16 protein-coding genes and 2 pseudogenes are annotated in these 21,015 nt (G+C 71.7%); 8 read left to right on the plus strand and 10 right to left on the minus strand.

Features of this window, described 5'->3' with window-relative positions:
• Positions 1-28: 28 nt before the first annotated feature.
• The 3 genes from R2S09_RS15535 to R2S09_RS15545 form a co-directional block, all read right to left on the minus strand.
• Entirely contained in the window at positions 29-1,633 is a 1,605-nt protein-coding gene (locus R2S09_RS15535) for an amino acid permease (RefSeq protein ID WP_316741561.1), read from the minus strand.
• A 208-nt stretch (positions 1,634-1,841) separates the two neighbouring features.
• Positions 1,842-2,318: a hypothetical protein gene (locus R2S09_RS15540; RefSeq protein WP_316741563.1), complete on the minus strand. Its 477-nt coding sequence runs from the start codon at positions 2,316-2,318 to the stop codon at positions 1,842-1,844.
• A gap of 214 nt (positions 2,319-2,532) precedes the next feature.
• A complete protein-coding gene (locus tag R2S09_RS15545; RefSeq protein WP_306185063.1) occupies positions 2,533-3,147 on the minus strand; it encodes a TetR/AcrR family transcriptional regulator in 615 nt (204 codons plus the stop codon).
• Positions 3,148-3,299: 152 nt separating this feature from the next.
• Here R2S09_RS15545 and R2S09_RS15550 point away from each other — a divergent pair, with 152 nt between their 5' ends.
• Positions 3,300-4,805, plus strand: coding sequence for a DHA2 family efflux MFS transporter permease subunit (locus R2S09_RS15550; protein WP_316741565.1), 1,506 nt, complete (start codon positions 3,300-3,302; stop codon positions 4,803-4,805).
• Positions 4,806-5,097: 292 nt separating this feature from the next.
• Positions 5,098-5,737, plus strand: a pseudogene (locus R2S09_RS15555) (CocE/NonD family hydrolase); the annotation flags it as partial.
• Positions 5,738-5,920: 183 nt separating this feature from the next.
• Here the strand turns inward: R2S09_RS15555 and R2S09_RS15560 are convergent.
• A complete protein-coding gene (locus tag R2S09_RS15560; protein ID WP_316741567.1) occupies positions 5,921-7,801 on the minus strand; it encodes a DUF2264 domain-containing protein in 1,881 nt (626 codons plus the stop codon).
• 162 nt (positions 7,802-7,963) lie between these two features.
• Here R2S09_RS15560 and R2S09_RS15565 point away from each other — a divergent pair.
• A pseudogene (locus R2S09_RS15565) lies at positions 7,964-8,068 on the plus strand (MaoC family dehydratase); the annotation flags it as partial.
• Between the two features lie 55 nt (positions 8,069-8,123).
• Here the strand turns inward: R2S09_RS15565 and R2S09_RS15570 are convergent.
• Positions 8,124-8,942, minus strand: a complete 819-nt coding sequence (locus R2S09_RS15570) for a DUF1028 domain-containing protein (RefSeq protein ID WP_306185058.1) — start codon at positions 8,940-8,942, stop codon at positions 8,124-8,126.
• Positions 8,943-9,135: 193 nt separating this feature from the next.
• Here R2S09_RS15570 and R2S09_RS15575 point away from each other — a divergent pair, with 193 nt between their 5' ends.
• Both R2S09_RS15575 and R2S09_RS15580 read left to right on the plus strand, forming a co-directional pair.
• The gene (locus R2S09_RS15575) at positions 9,136-10,230 is read left to right on the plus strand and encodes a hypothetical protein (RefSeq protein WP_306185056.1); all 1,095 of its coding nucleotides are present in this window, start codon (positions 9,136-9,138) and stop codon (positions 10,228-10,230) included.
• A 136-nt stretch (positions 10,231-10,366) separates the two neighbouring features.
• The gene (locus tag R2S09_RS15580) at positions 10,367-10,927 is read left to right on the plus strand and encodes an SMI1/KNR4 family protein (RefSeq protein WP_316741571.1); all 561 of its coding nucleotides are present in this window, start codon (positions 10,367-10,369) and stop codon (positions 10,925-10,927) included.
• Between the two features lie 46 nt (positions 10,928-10,973).
• Here the strand turns inward: R2S09_RS15580 and R2S09_RS15585 are convergent, their stop codons facing one another.
• Positions 10,974-13,574, minus strand: coding sequence for a polysaccharide lyase family 8 super-sandwich domain-containing protein (locus tag R2S09_RS15585; RefSeq protein ID WP_316741617.1), 2,601 nt, complete (start codon positions 13,572-13,574; stop codon positions 10,974-10,976).
• A 131-nt stretch (positions 13,575-13,705) separates the two neighbouring features.
• The gene (locus tag R2S09_RS15590) at positions 13,706-14,569 is read right to left on the minus strand and encodes a helix-turn-helix transcriptional regulator (RefSeq protein WP_306185054.1); all 864 of its coding nucleotides are present in this window, start codon (positions 14,567-14,569) and stop codon (positions 13,706-13,708) included.
• 150 nt (positions 14,570-14,719) lie between these two features.
• On the opposite strand from R2S09_RS15590, the gene R2S09_RS15595 reads away from it, so the two are divergent.
• On the plus strand, positions 14,720-15,490 hold the full coding sequence (locus R2S09_RS15595; RefSeq protein ID WP_316741572.1) for an alpha/beta hydrolase: 771 nt from the start codon (positions 14,720-14,722) through the stop codon (positions 15,488-15,490).
• Between the two features lie 112 nt (positions 15,491-15,602).
• Here R2S09_RS15595 and R2S09_RS15600 read toward each other — a convergent pair whose 3' ends face one another.
• Positions 15,603-16,448, minus strand: a complete 846-nt coding sequence (locus R2S09_RS15600; RefSeq protein ID WP_316741574.1) for a hypothetical protein — start codon at positions 16,446-16,448, stop codon at positions 15,603-15,605.
• Positions 16,449-16,635: 187 nt separating this feature from the next.
• On the opposite strand from R2S09_RS15600, the gene R2S09_RS15605 reads away from it, so the two are divergent.
• Together R2S09_RS15605 and R2S09_RS15610 are read left to right on the plus strand one after the other, a co-directional pair.
• Positions 16,636-17,127, plus strand: coding sequence for a MaoC family dehydratase (locus R2S09_RS15605; protein WP_306185048.1), 492 nt, complete (start codon positions 16,636-16,638; stop codon positions 17,125-17,127).
• Positions 17,124-17,852: a sulfite exporter TauE/SafE family protein gene (locus tag R2S09_RS15610; RefSeq protein WP_306185046.1), complete on the plus strand. Its 729-nt coding sequence runs from the start codon at positions 17,124-17,126 to the stop codon at positions 17,850-17,852. The genes R2S09_RS15605 and R2S09_RS15610 overlap by 4 nt, the downstream gene beginning before the upstream one ends.
• Before the next feature lie 76 nt (positions 17,853-17,928).
• Here the strand turns inward: R2S09_RS15610 and R2S09_RS15615 are convergent, their stop codons facing one another.
• Together R2S09_RS15615 and R2S09_RS15620 are read right to left on the minus strand one after the other, a co-directional pair.
• Positions 17,929-19,167 carry a GNAT family N-acetyltransferase gene (locus R2S09_RS15615; RefSeq protein WP_306185044.1) on the minus strand — a complete coding sequence of 413 codons (1,239 nt, stop codon included), beginning with the start codon at positions 19,165-19,167 and terminating at the stop codon, positions 17,929-17,931.
• A 349-nt stretch (positions 19,168-19,516) separates the two neighbouring features.
• Positions 19,517-20,719, minus strand: a complete 1,203-nt coding sequence (locus R2S09_RS15620) for a cysteine desulfurase-like protein (RefSeq protein ID WP_306185042.1) — start codon at positions 20,717-20,719, stop codon at positions 19,517-19,519.
• Between the last annotated feature and the right edge of the window lie 296 nt (positions 20,720-21,015).

Here is a 21,015-nt window from a genome sequence, read left to right on the forward strand (position 1 = left end):
GGTGCCGCGGCTCGCGTCGCCGGGCGCCTCAGGCGGGTTCGGCGACGGCCTCGGCCTCGCGGGGCGGCTCGGTGTGCGTGTGGGGTACGTGCCGCAGTTCGATACGGCGGTGCAGCCGGCGGGCCAGGAAGTAGCCGGCACCGGCGGCGAGGCTGAGCCCGATGAAGAGCAGGGCGCTCCACCGGAGCCACCAGGTACCGCCGGTGAGGTCGTAGATCTCCGCGCGAGGCCAGATGAGATCGACCGTCATACCGGCCTGGTAGAGCACCGCGACCGCGTTGACCGCCACGCCCCGCCGGCCCAGCGAGAACAGAGGCCGTCCGGTCTCGTCGACGCCTGCCGGGAGCCCGCCGGCGGCCCGCTGCCGGATCCGGCTGACCAGCAGCGGCAGCGTCACGCCCAGATACGCCAGGTACAGCATGGCGATGCAGATGCTGGAGAGCGCGGTGAAGATCGCCGACTGGCGGATGTTCACGACGAGCGAGGCGGCGGCTGCGACGCCCACCACGATCGACGTGGTGATCGGAGTACCGGTGCGGGCCGAGACCTTCGCCAGGTGCCGGTGGAACGGCAGGGCGCCCTCGCGCGCCATGGAGTACATCATCCGGGCTCCGGAGGTCTGCACGGCCAGGGTGCAGGCGAACACCGCGACCGCCACACAGCACAGCAGCAGTCGGCCCACGACCCCGCCGAGCCGGTCGGTGAGCACCCAGGAAAGACCGCCCGCGGCCAGCTTCCCGTCGGTCAGGCTGCCCGCCGCCATCAGCCCCGACAGGATCAGGAGCGCCCCGCCGACGCCCGAGATGGTCAGTGCCCGCAGAATCGTGCGGGGAGTGGTTCGGCGCGGGCTGTGGGTCTCCTCCGCCAGCTCGCCCGCCGAGTCGAAGCCGACCATGACGTACGCCGCCATCAGCGAGGACGCGAGAAACGCCCCGAGGTATCCACTGTGTCCGGCCCAGCCGGTGTGGTGGACCACCACCTGCGGCCCCCGCTCCGGCAGGAAGAACAGGATCAGCACGAGCGCGACCACGCCGATGATCTCGACCGTGACGCCGAAGCTGGTGGCGGCCGCCATCTGACGGATGCCCAGGACGTTCACCGCCGTGGTGATCAGCAGCAACACGCAGCCCAGCAGGACCGCGTTCCGCGCGCCGGTCGGGGAACCGACCGATGGATCGGCGCCGGGTCCCCCGACGATCTGGAAGCCCGACCAGATGCCCGGCAGTACCGCTTGGGCGGCGATCGCGGCCGCCGCGACGGTGAGGATCTGCCCGATGACCATGACCCAGCCCACGAACCAGCCCACCGTGGTGCCGGCCAGCCGGCTCGCCCACTGGTAGATCGCCCCGGATATGGGCCAGCGCGCCGCCAGTTCGGCGAAACACAGCGCGACCAGCAACTGGCCCACGAACACCAGCGGCCACGTCCAGAAGAACGCCGCACCGCCGAGGCCGAAGCCGAGGCCGAACAGCTGGAAGACAGTGGTGAGGATGGACACGAAGGAGAAGCCCGCGGCGAAGGAGGCGAAGCCGCCCACCGCGCGGCGGAGTTCCTGCTGATAGCCGAGGGGAGCGGTGCTGGTCGTGGCGCCGCCGTGAAGACTTGGCCCTGAGGGGAGTTGGGGCCGGTTCATCACCGCACCTCCGATCGGTCGACGAATACCTGTCGCTTGACAGGTATGGCGATCGTCGACCGGACCGGTCTCATGCCGGGGTCAGGGAAGTTAACTTCGTGTATCCGCGGCCACGACAGGGCCTACCCGGTCAGAGGTGGGCCCTCGCCGCGCCGGCAACTCGCCCGTGGCCCTCTGGGCCATGCGTGACACCGACGCCAGTGGCGCGTCAGCCCATGGCCTCGCGGGCCGTGTCGAGGAACGCCGACCGGTTGCCCTCCAGGTGGTCCCGCACGCTCTCGCTGTCGGGCAGGCCGTGCCACACGGTCCTGTTGAGGCCGAGGAAGTGCGTGTGTGCGGCATCGTGCACGGGTCGGGGGAAATGGATGCGCAGGAGACGGTCGGCGACCCACAACCTGTACATGACGTCCCGGGTCGTGAGGTACCACTCATCGGTGTCCTCCCACTGGGACGGCCTGGTGCAGGCGCATCGTCCCGCCTCTGCCGATACCTCGATGAACCGCTCCAGCGGCGCCAGGCGTTCCGCGCGTCGGGTCTCCGGCAACGCGATCCGCCGGCGCTGCTGTTCGAAACGTTCCGCTGAACGCTGAGTCGTGTGCTGAACGAGGTAGGACAACAAGCCGCCGACGACGGCGCCGCCCAACGATATGACTGCCACCCGGACCTGACCTGTCATGACGGTCATCGTTCCACAGCGGCGATCTTCGGCACGGTCCCGCTGCGGCCGGTGCGGTGACGGCCTTCGGGTCGTCCTGGACGGTCCTGGCCCCTGCCCCGCTCGTCGGGCTGAGCCCACGTCAGTTCGAACGGGCTGCCGGCCGCGCGGCGCCGACACGGCGTCCCTTCCGTGTCGGCACACGCGCAGGCCGCGCCACGCGGCACCGGTGCTCGGGTGGCCGTCAGGGAGTGGTGACCGGGCCCGTCAGGGGTCCGGTGAGGTAGTGCTGGAGGACCGGTCCGACGGCCGCGGCCAGGGTCTCGGCGCTGGTGGACGCCAGAGGTTCCACGCCCACGATGTGCCGGGTCATCATCAGGCCCACGATCTGGGAGCCCGACAACGCGGCGCGCAGCCGGGCGTCCGGTGAGCCGAGGCCTTCTGCCAGGGGCAGCAGCAGGGCCTCGGTGACCCGTTCGCGGATCTGGCGGGCGGCCAGTTCCTCGGAGGCGGCCGCGCGGATCAGTCCGGTGATCTTCTGCCGTCCCTCGGCCGTCTCCGTCTGGCTCAGGACGCGTGCGGCCAGGCGGTGGCCGATGCTCTCGCGCGGGCCGCCCAGCAGGTCGGCGAGCAGTGGCTCCGGCTCCAGGGGCAAGGGGGCGGCCTCGGCGAACAGTCGCTGCTTGGGCCCGAAGTAGTGGGACACCAACGCCACGTCGACGCCGGCGTCCGCCGCGATGCCGCGCAGTGTGGTGCGGTCGTAGCCGAGATCGGCGAAGTGGCGGCGGGCGGTGTGGAGGATGGCCTCTCGGGTGCCGCTGTCGCCGGGGCGCCGTCCGGTGCGGGATGCGGGAGTCATGCGGGGGCCTCCTGAGGGATCCGGATGGTTGACAGCAGTAATTCATCGCGCGCAGAATAAAGATCTCAACGCTCGTTGAATTCATTCTAGGGGCGCGCCCATGTTCCACAGCGCCCCTCCTCGTGCACGTCCATCTCCAGGAGTCCTCTCGCATGCCCAGCACCGCGCCACGGCCCCCCAAGGCCGGCACCGACGGCGCCGGCCCGTCAGCGGCCCGCCGTTGGTGGATCCTGGCCGTCATCGGCCTGGCCCAGCTGATGGTGGTCCTCGACGCCACCATCGTGAACATCGCCCTGCCTTCGGCCCAGCACGAGCTGGGCTTCTCCGACTCCGACCGGCAGTGGGTGGTCACCGCCTACTCCCTCGCCTTCGGCAGCCTGCTGCTGCTCGGCGGGCGCCTGGCCGACCTGATCGGCCGGAAGCTCGTCTTCCTCACCGGCGTCGCCGGATTCGCCACCGCCTCCGCCCTGGCGGGAGCCGCGGACAGTTTCGGCACGCTGATCACCGGCCGCGCCCTGCAGGGCATGTTCGGGGCTCTGCTGGCCCCGGCCGCCCTGTCGCTGCTGAACACCACCTTCACCCAGGCCAGGGATCGCGCCAAAGCCTTCGGCGTCTACGGCGCGATCGCCGGCACCGGCGGCGCCATAGGCCTGCTGCTCGGCGGCCTGCTCACCGAGCACCTCAGCTGGCGCTGGACGCTCTACGTCAACCTGGCCTTCGCCGCCCTCGCCCTCGCCGGCGGCGCCGTCCTGCTCCGGCGCACCCGGCGCGACCCCGGCGCCCGCCTGGACCTGCCGGGCACCCTGCTCGTCTCCGCCGGTCTGTTCGGCGTCGTCTACGGCCTCTCCAACGCCGAGTCCCACGGCTGGGATTCCGTCATGACCTGGGGCTACCTCACCGGTGGCGCCGCCCTCATCGCCGCCTTCACGGCCTGGCAGACGCGCGCCGCCCATCCGCTCCTGCCGCTGCGCATCCTGCTCGACCGTGACCGCGCCGCCTCGTTCGTCGCCGTGCTGGTGGCCGCCTCCGGCATGTTCGGCATCTTCCTCTTCCTCACCTACTACCTGCAGGTCTCGCGGCACTACAGCCCCGTGTCCACCGGACTGGCCTTCCTGCCGATGATCGCCGCCCTCGTCCTGTCCGCGCAGATCGCCGCGAACGTCACCCTGCCACGCCTGGGCCCACGGGTCGTGGTGCCCGTGGGCATGGCCCTGGCGGCCGCGGGCATGGTCTGGCTGACCCGCATCGGGCTCGACACCTCCTACGCCGGCTATGTGCTGCCGCCGCTCCTGGTACTCGGCCTGGGCCTGGGCCACGTGATGCCGCCCGCCATGAGCAGCGCCACCGCGGGCGTCGCCCCCAACGACGCCGGAGCCGTCTCCGCCACCGTCAACACCATGCAGCAGGTGGGCGGTTCCATCGGCACGGCACTCCTCAACACCCTGGCGACCAGCGCCGCCACCCACTACCTCGACGGCAGGAGGCCCACCCCACGCGTCCTCGCCCAGGCGCAGCTGCACAGCTTCACCACCGCCTTCTGGTGGTCGGCGGCCGTCTTCGCCCTGGGGCTGGTATGTGTGGGGGCGCTCTACCGCACCCGTAAGGCCACCGCCCCGGCAGCCCGGAACTCCGAGGAGACGACCGCGATCCACCTCTGACGGAACGTCGCTTCCGGTGTCCGGTGTCCGGTGCTCACAGCGCAACTGTGCGCAAGACACCGGACACCGAACGTCGGGCGCCCCGCTGCGGCAGGGCGTCCGGGATCGCCGCCTCATCACCTCCCACCCTTGGGACAGACCTCCAGCGACCGGCACAGCGCGCCGCCGCCCCATGCTCGATGCCCCGGCCCATGCGGCAGCGCACCGACGCCGACGCGGGTCACGACCGGGGCACCGCATCGGCGGCACAAGGGACTTGACATGACGCCGCATTGACGGTGTTCCGTCACGAACCTACATCGACGACGGCGGAGCCTCCGCACGCCAGGCCCCGGGCATCTCCGCCGCCCCGGCGCCGCGGCAGGCACAGCCGTCGGGCCGGTGGGACATGGAGGACGCGCCGGCCACCGACCAGCCCGCTCCCCAGGGGCTGGCCAAGGGGCCGGCGAAGCTCCAGAAGGCCGGCGAGGTCACCCCGAGCTTCTTGGTGTGGTCCAAGCCGACCGCGCGGAACGTACGCGTCACCGGCACTCCGCAGACCTCCCTGACCGCCAAGGGGGAAGGCAACGCCATGCTCAAGCTGTACGACGTCGCCCCGGACGGTACCGCCGTGATGTTCGACGAGCAGGTCTCCCTGCTGGACCCGGGACGGATGACCGTCGATCTCAAGGCGACCGACTGGACCCCGGCTGCCGGGCACGTCCTGGCCGTGGAGACCGGCTCCATCCAGACCGGCTCCTGGCGATACGCCGTCGGGCCAGACCATCGACGTCAAGGGTGCCAAACTCCGGCTGGCCCTGGACGACCCGTCCGACGACGTCGCCACGCCCGGCGCCCGGTCACCGTTCCTGGACACCTACCTGCGCCAGTACACGGTGGACCTGCCGGCCGGACCGGCGACGTTCACGGTGACACCAGGCGGTCGCCTCTGACACACCCGGCCGGCGCCGGCCACACGGACTCCGGTACGCCCGACGCCCCGGAGCGCCGGCCGGCGCCGACCCGCCGACCACCGCCTCGCGCGGTCGTGGCCCGGGTGCGCCTGTCCGAACCCGGGCGCCCGGGCCCCGGCCGCATCCCGCCACGCCCCCGCGGTGCGGGCGCAGGCCGCTCCGTCAGATCCATGCCGTCGTGACGCGCAGCGGTACGAACGTCACCACGGTCTGCGGGCCGTCGGCCCAGCACACCCGCAACTCGCCGCCCGCGCAGGTCACTTCGGTGACGGCGTCGGCGGGCGGCGGGGCATCGGCGTCCGCTCCCAAGCCGGCCAGCGCGACGAACACCGCCGTCCCCTGAACGTCCGCCGACAGCCGGGGCATCCGCACCCACGGCTCGTACGCCGTGCCCTCGGGCGCGCGCACCCGGTCCGGCTCACCCCAGCCGTGCAGCCCCACCAGGTCGGAGCGGAGCGCCTGCGTGGCCCACCCGGTGAGCGTGACCCGTGCCCCGTGCGGCGCCCCGACCACGCGGTGGATCCGCAGTTCGTGACGCCCGCGTGCCACGGTCACGCTCTCGACGCGCAGCCCGGGCACCATCGGCGGCCCGGAGACGAACACCGGCCGGTGCCAGGAGGCCGCCCAGCCCCACCCGTCGCCCCCTCCCGCGCCGAGTGGACGGATGCGCCGCCGCACGCTGGGGACGCCGCCGACCTCCACGGACAGATGGTTGTCCGCGATGTTGTCCCGGGACGTGGGGCCGGTGTGCGTGGAGTAGGCCTGGCGGCCGTACAGCGGGTCGTCCTCCGCCGCGAACTCGCCCTCGTGCGGCCGGACGTGGTCGCTGCCGTGGTTGTGCAGACGCACGATCCCGTCGGCCCCGGTCGACTGCACCAGCAGCCCGGGAGCGGGCAGCGCGAGCACCCGGTCGGAGCCCTCGCTCGGCGCCCGCTCCTCGGCCGCCGTCCACAACGGGTGGTCCTCCGGCGCGAGCAGCGCGACGAAGGCCTTCGACGCCCAGTACGGGGACGCGGGGCCGGAGTAGCCCTGCAGCGTGGCGGCGTGCGGGCCGTGCCAGCCCAGGCTGAGGAGCCCCTCGTCCGTCACCGCGCCCCGATCGAGGAAGTAGCGCAGACTGCCGCTGATCAGACGGCGCGACGTGCCCGGGGACAGCGGCGTGTGACCCGTGACGGCACCCACGCCGACCGCGGCCGCCGCCGCGAACCGGTAGGTCAGCGACCGCCCGAAGTGGATCGGCGCCCCGTCGGCGCCGAAGAGTAGGGAGAAGCCCTCCAGATGGTCACGCAGCCGCGGCCCGAACCGGCCCGACATCGCCGTGTCGTCCGACAGATGGGCGTGGAGCAGCGGATACAGATGCAGCGCCCACCCGTTGTAGTGGTCGAAGGCCCGCCCGTCCCCGTCCGCGTACCAGCCGTCGCCCCGGTACCACGTCTCCATCAGGTCCAGCGCCCGCTCCATGGCCCGCGCCGTCGCCCGGTCGCCACGGCCGACGGATTCGAGGAACGAGGCCACCATGAACGGGAAGAGGTACCAGTTGTTCGGCGCGGGGGTGTGCGTGACGGCGCCGCGCAGCCATGTCTCGGCCCGGTCCTGTACGTCGCCGTCGAGCCGGTCCCACAGCCACGGCCGGGTCAGGGACAGGCCGAGCGCCACAGACGCCGACTCGACCATCGGCTGGCCCTGCACATGGTGGTCGAGGATCAGCGGCCACGACTCGGCGTCGTCGCGGCCCGGTGTGCGGGTGCCCGCCGCGAGTCCGTCCGCGTACCGCTCCAGCCGGCCGTGCGGGTCCTTGCCGCCGGCGCCCGCGACGCGGAACCCGGCCGCCAGGAACGTACGGGCGTAGCCCTCCAGGCCGTCCGAGCGGACACCGGACCGGGAGGGGCGGCCCGGCAGGTCCAGCAGGGCGCCAGCGGGGCTCGCCCAGCGCCACGCGGCACCGAGCAGCCCGTCGGCGACGGCCTCCCAGTGCGCCCGGGTGTAGCCGGTGTACGGGCTCAGCTCCCGGTTCTCGGCGGGCAGGTCGAAGGGGATGCTCATCGGGATCCTTTCCAGAAACCCCTGCCTTCAGGTGGGGAGGGATCGAAGTCCTACGATGCAGGGCGGAAGGACTGGGTCCGCCGTCAGCGCGCACTGGGTTAGACCCTCAACCGCCTGCAGGCGGTCGCAGGGCTGGGTATTTTGTGAGTTGTGGCCAGTCACGTGAGGCGGGGCGGTGTCCAGATGCACCGTGCCTTCACCTTCGAACTCGAAGGGGCGGCCAAACCGGCGTGCGTCGCCCGATCCCTCACGCACTTCTACCCGTGACACGTTCGGCCGCGAGCAGGCCGGGGGAGGGTGCCTGCCGCGGCCGGGCTCCGCGTCAGGCCTCGTCAGTGGCAGGGCCGTTCCGAAGACAGGCCAGCACCACCGGGTCGATCTTGCCGGGAACCAGACGGTTCTCGAGGTTCTCCACCCCCGCCCACATCTCCAGTGAGGCGTAACCGCGAGCGGTGACCAGGTCCTGTACCTCCTCCTTGAGCTCGCCCGACAGATCCAGCAGGGTGTCCGGGTCGGGCTTGCCGAACAACAGTTCGTGAACGTCCAGCAGGCGCCTCAGCTCCGCGACCGGGTCAGGGTGGTCGTCCACGCGCAGGTCGCAGGCGACATCGCTGCCGCCGCCGTACCCGGCGCCCGGAGCCACCACGTACAGGGCCGCGCTCTGGCGGCCCCGGCGGTCACCGCCCGCGGCGTCGCCCGCCTCCAGCGCCGCGACCAGCCGCCGGTCGAGCGCAGCCTCCGGCAAGGAGAGCCAGGCCGACTCCATCGCCTCGATCACCTCCGGGCCGGTGAGGATGTTGCCCTGGATCGCATAGCCGTCGCCCGCCGTCCCACCGGCCCAGTCCAGACACTCCTCACCCGTGTACGTCGCTCCGAGGCCGTGGGAGCCCACGATCCCCAGCTGACGGTGCGCGCGATCCCGGTCCATGGCCACGAGACCCGCCACCACGTCCGCGGGCTGCACGCCCGTTCGCAGCAGCGCCAGTCCCTGCGGGAGATAGCGGGGGTTCGCCGCTGCCTGGGTGGCCACCGCCCCGGCACCGGCCTTTGCCGCCGGCACCACGGCACCGACCGCCAAGAACTTGCTCGCCACTGCGATACCGAGGGCCTCACCGGAGCGGGCCACGATCGAAAACGTCATGAGAGAGGACAGTAGAGCGGCCCGAGCAGCAGCACCAGGAGTCGGGTGGAGCGAATGCCGCCCAGAGGCACAGCGGTGCACGGGTCCTTGCCGCGCCCCGGTTGCACGCCCTCTTGTCGGATTGGTCTGAACCTGCCACGCTGCCCGCGCCACCTCCCGCGTCCCGTAGGCCGCTCCTTCTCCGGAGGCACACATGCGTCACAGACTCCGTCACCGTCTGCTCGTCGCGCTCGGGTTGCTCGGTGCCCTGCTCGTCCCGCACGCTGCTTCCGCCTCGGCCGCGACCGGTACGCCGCCGCAGATCTACGGCGCCTGGCACTGCTCGAACGACGCCTGCATCTGGGGCACCGTCCGCACGGTGGCGGAGTTCGACGCGCAGAACCACTGGCTGATCGACCGCGGGGACGGCCGGCCCTCGGTCAACCTGGTCGTGCTCAGTTTCGTCGAGCCCCTCAAGCTGCTGCACGGTACGACCGACGCGACCACGCTGAACGGCGTGCCCAGGGGCATGACCAAGGACATCGTGCAGTACTTCACCTCCCACGGGATCCGCGTGATGCTCTCCATCGGCGGCATCACCTATACGGACTCGTGGGACAGCGCGCTCGCCGAGAACCCCACCCTGCTCGGACAGCGGGCCGCTGCCCTGGCGAGCGACCTGGGCGTCGGCATCGAGATCGACTACGAGCAGAACAGCGGCCCGGACCTCACCGGCCTGCAGTCCTTCATCGGCGCCTACCGGGCCGTGCACCCCTACGACGCCACAGGGGCCGACCCGACGGCCCGCCTGACCATCGACGTCGCTGCCGGTGACCGGTGGCTGATCGACCTCGACCGCAAGGCCACCGCCGACTGGCTGCGCACGGACACCCCCGTGCTCGACTACGCCAACGCGATGGTGCCCTCCCGCCAGCCCTCGACCAGCTCGGCGACGGCCAACTGGCAGGAGCACGTCGACGGCAAGCCGACGTACTCTCCGCCCGTGCCACCGCTGGCACCGGCCAAGTTCACCGGTTCCGTCTACATCAGCGACCAGAACAAGACGCTGCCCGAGTGCACGGACTTCGCCAACTCCCTGCAGAACTCCACCGGCTCGTTCACCCGGACCGTCGCCCCCAACGGCGCCGGCACCACCTCCGGCATGCTCGGCTACATGTTCTGGGCCGCCGAACGCCCCTCCACCCGAGGCACCGGCACGACCCCGCCCAACACCTGCGAAGGCGGCGTCGGCGCAGGCGCGACGGCCTACGACATCCCGCTTCCGATGCCGGCCCTCCGGCAGGGCTGAGACAAGGACACACGCCCACGCCCTTGGCCCCGCTCGTCGGCCGCCGCGATCAGCTCCGGCGCACGCCGGCGGGGCTTGGTGAACCGTACGAGGGGGGCGTCGGGGCGTTGTCGGAGCGGGGTGGTATCTGTGCCGCATGAATGTTGATCGGGCTGACCCTGCTGAGCTGGCCGCGGTACAAGCGGCGTTCGACATCGATGACGGTGGTGAGTCGGCTCTCGGGTGGGACGCGGTCCATGCCTTTGAGGCACAACACGGGATCGTACTGCCCGAGCCGTATCGAACCGTCGTCGCCGAGATGACGGACGGCTCATACACCGGGCCGCCGGAGTTCGGACTGCTGCCGGTGGCGGAGCTGCCCGGCGACTGGGCCGGTGACGAGCAGGAACGAGACCTGAGCAAGCCATTCCCGCTGACTCGGGCGTGGGTGTGGGAGGAGGACTCCGACCTCTCCGAGGACGCCGACGACATCCTGGACCAGGTCTACAACCACGGCTCGATCGTGCTCGGCACCGACGGGTGCGCGATGAACTGGCATCTCATCGTCACCGGGCCGCATCGAGGGCATGTCTGGCTGATCAGTGACGTCGGTGCCGCTCCCTTCGCCGCGCAGTTCGGGTTCACCACTGCCGAGCCCGGCTTCGCCGGCTGGGTCCGGCACTGGGCCGCGAACAAGCCCTGGTACGACGCCGCGTGACTGCCCACTGGTGCGGATTCGCTGTGGTCCACCCGCCGTCTGCCGGTCATCGCCGCCCACCTGGCGAGGGGGTATGTGACTGACGCTGACGCAGCGTCGCCGTGAAGCTCCGGCCGTAGGCGTGACGCGTGGTGATGTCGATGCGAGTGCCGCCGTGGGTCCGGCTGACGCTGACCCCGTCGTCCATGGAGAGCGCCTTCAGCGTCAGGCCGTGGACGATGACCGAGACCGCATCCCGCTCCATCGTCGGGTCGGACACCGCGACCCTGGTGGTGCCGTCGCGCGCCTCCTGGAGGATCACCGATGCCGGGCCGTCGACCGAAAGCCGCCCGGCGTGGTGTGTGCCCGGTGCGAAGACGTTGACGGCCACGATGCGCAGTCCCGCATGCTGCACGGCTTGGATCCGAGGGGAGTTGACTACAACGGATACCGGACCGCGGGCATAGGACCTCAGCCGTCTTTCGGAAGCGTTGGGGACGAGGGCGTAGGCCATCGAGGCGGGCGGCGCGGTGGCCGCCTGCTCGACGGAGACGGAGAAGACCTGCTTGCTCACCATGGTGTCGGGGTTGGAGACGCGGACGATGCGGCGGCTGCGGGTGATCGTGTCGAGCGCCACGGTCGGCTGCTGCTCGTCCAGGAAGACGTATCCGACCGCGGTGCCTTGGCCGGCATCGGCGTAGCGCAGCCAGGCCAGCGGGGCCGTACCGGGGCCGGACCAGGCCCTGCCGTTTCGGAGTTCCCCGGTGAGGGTGACGACGTCCGACGCTCCGGCGATCCGGCTGTCGATGGTCGTCGTCACCGGGCGCCCCGCGGCGTCACCCACGTCCGCGGCGAGGACGACGATCTCGTCGTCGAACATGAACCACGACTTCGTGGCCTGGGCGTTGCGGTAGACGACGAAGTCGTCGGGAAGATCGCCGGCCTGCTTCGCGGCATACGCCACGTCGTCGGCCTGGACGAGTCCGACCGCGCCGTACGCGCCGAGGCCGGCGCCGCCGGAGAAGGTGTTGGTGCCGCGGGGGAAATACACGTAGGTGTTCTGCGACTCGGAGGAGGAGGTGAACCCGCGTGCGGGGTTGTCGTACCACTGGGTGCCGTAGAGCTCCGGAATCGTCTTGCGGCTCTCCACGGGAGCGGTGACGCCGGCGAGACGGTAGGGCGAGACGGCCGTGTAGTAGTCGACACCGAAGGCCTGGGTCTGGTCCTGACCGGACAGGTAGAGGTAGTGGGCACCGTCGCCCTGGAACCACGGCATGAGGTTCTCGCCGCTCATGTACTCGTACTTGCTGATCCTCGTGGAACTGCGGGCCAGGGCGAAGGCGTAGCCGGGACGCCGGTGGACGGTCCTGTCCATCGCGTTGAACGCCACGTTCCGTTCGGCGGGGTTGAGGTCCTTCGCCGGGACCGACGTGTCGGCGAGGAGGTCGGCGTAGCGGGCGATGCTCACCGGGGAGACGAAGCTCTTCGGGTCGAGGACGGCCTTCGACGTCCGCCGTATGTGCTTGACGTAGCCCTTCAGTGCCGTGGCGTCTGCACCGGTCGCATAGCCGGAGAGATCGACGACGGCCTCGACGACGGAGGCGACGGAGTCGTACCCGGTGGTGGTCCTGGACACCGCGCGGCCCTTGACGATCTCCATCATCCAGCCCTCGAAGATCAGCGGGGCGAAGCCGTCGACCACCCATCGCTGCACGGTGTCGACGAGGCCGCCGATGTCCTGGGCGTAGCTCGTCCCTTCGAGGATCTTGAGGGTCTGGACGACGCGGGTCAGCAGTCCCGTGCCGTAGGAGCCGGTGTAGGCGACGGAGGCGTGCTGGATGAACGAACCGTCCGAGTGGAAGCCGTCGGTGACGCCGTGCAGGGGGTGATACGGGTCGACGGTCGCGAAGACGGTCAGCTGGTCGGCGATGGCCTTTCCGATGCGGGCGCCGTCGTCGAGCACGGCGCCCTGCAGGATCCGGTTCGTCGTGATGTCGGCGAGGTTGGCGCCGGTGTGGAAGCGTGAGTCGAGGTCGACGTCGCCGTCCTTGCCGTTGCGCAGATAGCCGTCCATGGAGGCGACGTAGGCGGCGGTGAGGTCGGGCCGGTGTTCCGCGAGCTGGTCCTTGAGCAGGACGAGGGTCTTGCTCACGTGGGAGGAGATGCCGATCTCCCAGTTGAACCAGTTGCCGTAGTAGCCCTTCGACTGAGTGCCGTAGTAGTCGTCGTAGAGCCGGACCAGGCCGTCGATGACCCGTCTCTGGACGGTCACGTTGTCGCGGAGATCGGACGCCGTGGCGCCGGGCGTGCGGGTCGCGAGGGCGATCTCGTAGAGGTACTGGAACGATGTCGTCAGGTTCGTGTCACGCGTGCCGAGGGGAACGCCCCGGAAGAGCTCGCCCTGCCCGGCGCCGTCCATCGCGGCCAGCCGGGCCCGGGCGGTCGAGTCGATGGACGCGAGCTTGGGAGCCACCTCGGGTCGTGCGTTGGAATCCGCGGTGCCGGCGAACATCGCAACGACGTTGCCGATCAGTACGGCATGGTCGGCGGCCGCGTCGGCGACGGTCGCGTCCGGCCGGGGCGCGCCCCATGCCCTCAGCGGCTCGGCCACTGCCAGCAGGGTCGCCGCGGGGAACACCGACAACAGAGCACGACGCGAGGTCTGCACGGGCACGCTCCAAGGTTCGGCCGGAAAGCGCTTGTCACATCCAAGCAACTGTGAGTCTCCGTGTCACTAGTGCCGTCGCCGTCGCCGTGCTCCTGGTGCGCGCGCCCCGCGGGTGGGCCCTCGGGTCCTGATCAGCGGTGGCCGCGGTGCGCCGTCTCGGGGCCGACGACGCGCAGCAGGTCGAGGGCCTCGGCGCTGGGTGTGCCGGGCGGGGGCGTGAAGACCAGCAGCCGCTGGTCCTCGGCCGGGCTGAGGAGTGCCTCGTAGTCGAACTCGATCAGCCCGACCTCCGGGTGCCGCACCCGCAGCCGGCTCTGCCGCCGGACGGCCGCCTCGTGGCGGTCCCACATCGCGGCGAACTCGTCGCTCGCCTCCCGCAGCCGGGCGACGAGCGCCGCCGCCTCGGCGTCGCCGTGTCCGCGGCGCGCGACCGCCGTGCGGAGGTCGGCGACGGCCAGCCGGCCACGCCGCTCACGCTCGTCCTCCGGGTACGCCTCGCGGACGAAGGGGTCGGTGAACCACCGCCACACCACGTTCCGGTCGGGCTCCTCCACGGTGCACACACAGCCGAACAGGGCTTCGGCCATGGCGTTCTGCGCCAGCAGATCACCCAGGTCGCCGAGGATCTGCGCGGGGGTGCGCGTCAGCTGGTCGAGGAGGTACAGCAGCGCGGGACGCACATGGCTCCCCGCCCGGCGGCCTTCCGGCGGCCGGTGCCCCGCCAGCACGAACAGGTGGTCGCGCTCGTCCTCGGTGAGCCGCAGCGCGCGTGCCAGGGCGCCGAGCAGCTGGGTGGAAGGCTGCGGACTGCGTGCCTGTTCCAGGCGCATCAGGTAGTCGGCGGACATCCCGGCCAGCTGGGCCACCTCCTCGCGGCGCAGCCCGGGTGTCCGTCGCCGGGGCCCGGAGGCCAGTCCGACGTCGTGCGGGCGCAGCCGCTCCCGCGACCGGCGAAGGAAGTCGGCGAGTTCACGGCGGTTCAGTTCGCTCGGCATCCCTCCATGATCCGGCATCGGCAGGCCATGAGGACATGCCGACCCTGGGAGTGCCGGTCCTAGGCAGAGCGGTCCGCTCCTCATCGGGGCCGGGGCAACGCATCGTTGGCGTGGAACGCGAACCCCACACCCTCTCTGGAATGAGGAACCATGCCCGCAGTGACCGTCGACGGCGCCCGCATCCCCTACCGCCTGGAAGGCGAGGGTCCCGCCCTCGTGCTGGTGCACGGCTCCGGCAGGGGGTCGGTGACCTGGGAGTCGGCCCTCGGGTACTTCACCGGCCGGCACACCGTCGTCCTCCCGGATCTGTCCGGCAGCGAGGCGGCCGAGGACGACGGCGGCGAGCTGACCGTCGAACTGCTCGCCACCCAACTGGCCGCCGTCCTGGCGGACCTGGGGCGCGGCCCGGTGGACGTCCTGGGCTACTCGCTGGGCGCACCCGTCGTCGCCCTGGTCGCCGCGCAGCACCCGGAGCTGGTGCGCCGGCTGATCACGCTCTCCGGCTGGTGCGGCCCGGAGGACCGCTACATCCAGAACGGCCTCACCGTCTGGCGCACGCTGGCCGACAACCCGACGGCCTTCGCCCGCTACGCCATGCTGACGGCCTTCAGCCGCCCCTACCTCAACTCCATCGACCGCGAGGCCGTGGAGGAGTTGGCGACCGGCATGCTTCCGAGCGCGAACCTGCTCCGCCAGATCGACGCCGACCTGAAGGTGGACATCCGCGCCGCGCTGCCCCGCATCCAGGCCCCGACCCTGGTCATCGGGTGCGCGCTGGACGCACTGATCCCCGCCGAGAACTCGCGTGAGCTCGCGGCGGGCATCCCGCACAGCCGCTACGCCGAGCTGGAGTGCGGCCACGTGGCGCGGGTCGAGCAGCCGGCCGAACTGGCCAAGCTGGTCGAGGAGTTCCTCGGCTGAGCCGGGGCGCGCGGGCTCTGCGCCTACGGTGCTGCGCCGGCCGCCCCGCTGGGTCCTGTCGTCACATTCCCGTCGTCCGTCCGCGGGGCAGGCGGGAGTTCGACGACAGGGCCTAGCCGAGTTCCCGCAGCACCTCGGCGATGTTGGCCCGGTACGTCCGCAGCGCCCGCAGCCCGGCGGCGTAGCGGTCGCGGTGCCGTGCGATGTCCGCCGCCTGCCTCTGCGCCTGTACCGCGTGCCAGAGTTCGGCCGTATGGTGGCGGCGCTTGCAGGTGACGTCCGCGACGGCGGTGTCCCGCTCCCGCTGCGTGTGCTGGGTGTTGCCGTCGCTGCCCCGCTGCCAGGCGTTGTCGGTGTACGCCGCCACGGGGTCGGGGTAGCGGGCGAATCCCTGCCGTGCCACACAGCGGGACCACACATCCCAGGCCGCCCGGAGGCGCGGGTCGCGCTTGACCGCCTTGTCGACCTCGACCGCCCGGCTGCTCGCGTAGAGCCAGTCCCGCTTGAGGTAGATGCCACGCATCAGCCGCTGGTTCGCCTCGGCGTTGCAGTCCGGCCAGTCCGCATACTCGGCGTTGGTCATCCGGCGGCCCTTCGGCCGGGGCACCAGGGGCTTGGCCGGGTCCCAGCCGTAGCCCCAGCGGCGGGCTGTGCCGAGATCGAGGGCGCCGTAGTCGGTGCCGACCGCGGTGGCGACGACGGGGTCACTGGGGTAGCGGGGGTCGAGCGGGAAGTCCGGATGGCCGCGGTCGGCCATGCACTGCCGGACCAGCAACGCCGATGCCCGCTGGGATCGCTGGTAGTCCTGCGGCGTGTACGCGTAGCGGTCGGCCGGGAGGGGACCGAGGTCCGACGCCGAGCCGATGGCCCCTGAGGGTTGCGGGCCGGAGCCGCAGAGCGCCGCCAGCACCGCCACCCCAGCTGTGACACCCAGCCGCCGCCATCCCCGCCTCGCCATGACCAGGGATGCTAGCGGGCGGCGGGCACGCGGTCGGTCGCGGCCCTCTCCCTCACCGAATCGTGCGACATCACGTCGGCCGCCGGCGTGATCGCAAGCCCTGACGCCGGTCACCCATTGAGAACATAGACAGTGTCTACAGCCGCCTGGTAGACAGGCACATGGACGTCGAAGGGGGGCTGGAGACATGAAACACGATCAGCGCACGGACACCTTCACCGCTCCCATCGACGACCGGTACTTCGAGGACTACACGGCGGGCGCGACGTACGAGTACGGCAGCGTCGCGGTCACCCAGGAGGAGATCGTCGGCTTCGCCTCCCAGTACGACCCTCAGTCCTTCCACGTCGATCCCGTCGCGGCGCGGGAGGGGCCGTTCGGCGGGCTGGTCGCCAGCGGATGGCACACCGTGGCCCTGATGATGCGGCTGTTCGCCGGGCACTACCTGTCGACGGTCGCGAGTCTCGGCAGCCCGGGCGTGGACGAACTGCGCTGGCTCAAGCCCGTGCGCCCCGGCGACCGGCTCCGCCTGCGTCTGCACACCCTCGAAACCCGGCTCTCGCGCTCCGACCCGCGGCGCGGCATCGTGCGCACGCTCGCCGAGCTCCTCGACCAGAACGGCGAGCCGGTGCTGCGGGTGACGGTCGTGAACCTGCTGCGTACCCGCGACGGCGCATGACCGGCGGGGCGGCACAGCTGCTCCTCGGGGGCATCGTGATGGTGGGCGCCTGTGTGCAGTGGCTGACCGGGATGGGCTTCGCGCTCGTCGCCGTGCCGGCGCTCGTGCTGCTGCTCGGTCCGTCCCAGGGTGTCGCGCTGGCCAACTGTGCCGCCGGTGCCATCAGTGCCGTCGGGCTCGCCGGCGGCTGGCGGCGGGTGCGGCTCACGGCGATGGCGCCGTTGGTCGCCGCGTCCGTGTGCGCCGTACCGGCCGGGACATGGGTGGCCGCCCAACTTCCGCACCCCGTCCTGTTCGTCGGGATGGGTCTTCTGGTGACCCTGGCCGTGCTGCTGGTGATGCGCGGCCTGCGGGTGTCCGCCCTGACCGGTACCCAAGGGGCGGTGGCCGCGGGCGCGGCGGGCGGATTCATGAACGCCTCGGCCGGGCTGGGCGGCCCGCCGCTCTCCCTCTACGCGATGAACGCCGGCTGGACCGTCCGCGAGTTCGTGCCGAACGCGCAGTTCTACGGCGTCGTCGTGAACATCTTCTCCATAGCGGCCAACGGGGTTCCGCGGCTGGGGTCGACAGGATGGGCGACGGCCGTCGCCGCGATGGCGATGGGTGCGGTCGTCGGCAGAGTGCTCGCCGAGCGCGTCCCGGAGGGCCGGGCCCGCCGGCTCGTCCTGCTGCTCGCGCTGGCCGGCGGGCTGTCGAGTCTGGCCAAGGGGCTGGGACTGCTGTGACCCTGCACCACACCGCCTTCTGACCGAGTCCGTGTGCGGCCTCGATCTCGAGCGCTCCGTCTCGGCGAGCGCGCGGTCAGAACCAGTGCAGGCAGTGCGGCGAGCGCTCGGCGCGGAAGAGGGCGTCAGCGACGGTGGCCGCGCCCGGGCGGTGGGCCCGGATGTGTCCGGCACGCACGAGCGTGCTCGGTGCGGTGCCGCCGAGGTAGATCGAGCCCAGGTCGCTCACGTCCAGGGACAGGTCGGGCTCCCGGCCCGTCGGGACGCAGTCGGCCTTGCTGTCCCGGACGGTCAGCAGATAGCGGCCGTGCTCGCCGAGGAACGGGTCGTCGACGTCGAGGACGAGCTCGCCGTCCGTGAACCAGCCACGCGCGGTCAGCGCACGCGGGATGTCCAGCAGCCGCACCCAGAGCCAGTCGGTGTCGCCGCTGACCTGGCCGGCGCGGAAGTCCGCAAGCTGCCAGCGCAGCGGGTGCTGGGGCGGGAAGTGCTTGAACACGACCTCAGTGACCAGGTCGTGTCCGAGCACGAACCTGGCCAGGGCGGTGAAGACGGCGTCGTCGGCGGCGATGGTCTCGTCGACCGTCAACGTACGGGGTTCGCCGACCGAGTAGCTGGCGTACCCGTCCGGTACGCCATCGACGTCACGGTGGACAGCGACGTAGCGCGGCGCCGGGGATATCGGGGGCTGTCCGGCGCCCGAGGCCCACCACCGGTGCGGCCGGGACAGCGCGCCGGGCTGTGCGCGGCGGTACCGGTCGTAGACCTCTTCCAGGATCTCGCCGCACTCGGCACGCCGCAGGACCTCGACCGTGCCGGTGTCCGTGTCCGAACCGGTCGCGGGGCCGTCGGCCGTTCCGCGCGCCCGGGGGAGGGTCAGGGCGCCCTGGTGGCGCGGCACCGTCAGCCGCTGCGTGTAGGTCGCCGGTCCGTAGCCGAACCTGCGGTAGATCAGGGCCTCGGAGGCCAGCAGTACGGAGAGGAACTCGCCTCGGGCCCGCAGTTCGGTGAGCTGATGCCGCATCATCGCGCTGAGTACGCCCTGGCGTCGGTGCGAGGGCAGGACGCCGACGGCGGTCACCCCGCTGGCCGGGACGAGGATCTCACCGGGCAGGGTGAGCTCGAAGGAGTACGCACCTGCGGTGCCGACGGGCCGCCCGTCCGCCGCCACGGCGAGCAGGTTGCGCTCCATCTCGAGCGCCGACCACCACACCCCGCCGCCCTCGGCCGGGGTTTCCGGGAAGCGCCCGAACGCGGCGTGGAGTGTGTCGACGAAGACGTCGAGGTCCTGATCGGTCGTAGGACGGATCTCCATTGCTGCCGCTGCCTCCCCGGGATACCGGCACCACGACTCGTGGTGTCCCGCCACAGTGCAGCGGTTGATCCGTGGCCCGGTCAAGCGGATTGATGCCCGCCTTGCCGGGCGCGCGGCCGGTCACAGCACCGCCCGGTCACAGCACCGCCCGGTCCCAGCCGGTTCCAGCCGCTGCCGGGGGAGCCGCGGTCGTCGGGCTCGGCGGCGGGGATCCCCGCCGCCGCCCGGACGGGGGCTCAGGCGTCGGCCCGGGCGCGCGCTCCTTGGCCGGCTACCCACCGGATTGGCCGGCTACCGACCGGAAGCCAGGAGGAGGAGGAGCCGCTCGCCGCGAGTCGACACACTCGGTCTAGCGTTCGATGCCGCCCAGTGCCGTCAGCAGCCGGTCGATGTCGTCGTCGCAGGTGTAGGGCGCCAGCCCCACACGCACCGCGCCCTCGCTCCCGAGCCCGAGCCGTCGAGAGGCCTCCAGTGCGTAGAAGGATCCGGCCGGTGCGGCGACGCCGTGCGCTGCCAGGTGCCGGGAGACGTCGGCCGAGCTGCGGCCTCGCACGGTGAACAGCTGCGTCGGGGTGCGCCGCGCGGCGCGGGAGTACACGGTGATCCCGCCCAGCTCGGCAAGCCCTCGCTCCAGGCGCTCACGCAGGGCTTCCTCGTGGGACTCGATCACCGAGAATGCCTCCAGCAGCCGTTCCCGGCGGGTGCCGGCCGCGTCCGGCGCCAGGTCGGCGATGAAGTCCACGGCGGCCTGTGCACCCGCCAGCAACTCGTACGGCAGTGTGCCCAGCTCGAAGCGCTCGGGGACGGCGTCCGTGGACGGCATCAGCTTGTCGGGCCGCAGTGTCTCCAGCAGCGCGGGCCGGCTCGCCAGCACCCCCAGGTGCGGACCCATGAACTTGTACGCTGAGCAGACCAGCGTGTCGGCACCGAGGCCGGCCAGATCGACGGCGGCGTGCGCGGCGTAGTGCACCGCGTCGACATGGAGCAGCGCACCGGCCTGGTGCGCCAGTTCGGCGATGGCGGGCACGTCCGGCCGGGTCCCGATGAGGTTCGACGCCGCGGTGACGGCGACCAGCCGGGTCCGTGGTGACAGCACCGACGCCACCTGCCCGGGGTGCAACTCGCCCGTGTCCGGGTCGAAGTCCGCCCAGCGGACCGCGACGCCGACCGCCTCCGCCGCCTGTATCCAGGGGCGTATGTTCGCGTCGTGGTCGAGCCGCGTGACCACCACCTCGTCGCCCGGAGCCCAGTCCTTGGCGAGCGCGCGCGACAGATCGTACGTGAGCTGGGTGGCGCTTCGGCCGAACACGATGCCGCGCGGCTGGACACCGAGCAGGTCGGCCAGGGCGAGCCGGGCGCCGGTGACGATGGCGTCCGCGTTGCGCTCGCCCTCGTTGGTCTGCCCCCTGTTGGCCAGAGGGCTCGCCAGCGCGTTGGCGACAGCGTCGATGACCGGCTGGGGCGTCTGGGTGCCTCCGGGCGCGTCGAAGCGTGCGGAGTGGGACTTCAAGGCGGGGATCTGCGCGCGGACAGCGTCGACATCGAGGGCCATGTGGGCTCCGGAAGGGGTCGGTGGCAGCAGGGGCGTAGAGGCGGGTCCGACCGGCCACACGCCTGGCCGTACCCGGGCCTCGAGTCGCATCATCGCAGCACTGGAGAGGCGGTGTGCACCGGGCGGACGCCACTCGGCACGGACCGCGATGTCGCGATCATCGCACCGGAGAGCACGTCATCGCCGGGCGGTCCTGTGGAGGGGGTGCCGCCGGGCCCCTGTTGCCCGGCGGTGAGCGCCTTGGGACCACGTGCGATTGCCGCGCGAGACCTCTGTGACGCGGACGGGTCCGGTGG

Source organism: Streptomyces sp. MK7, from assembly GCF_032658145.1.
Lineage (GTDB): Bacteria > Actinomycetota > Actinomycetes > Streptomycetales > Streptomycetaceae > Streptomyces > Streptomyces spiralis.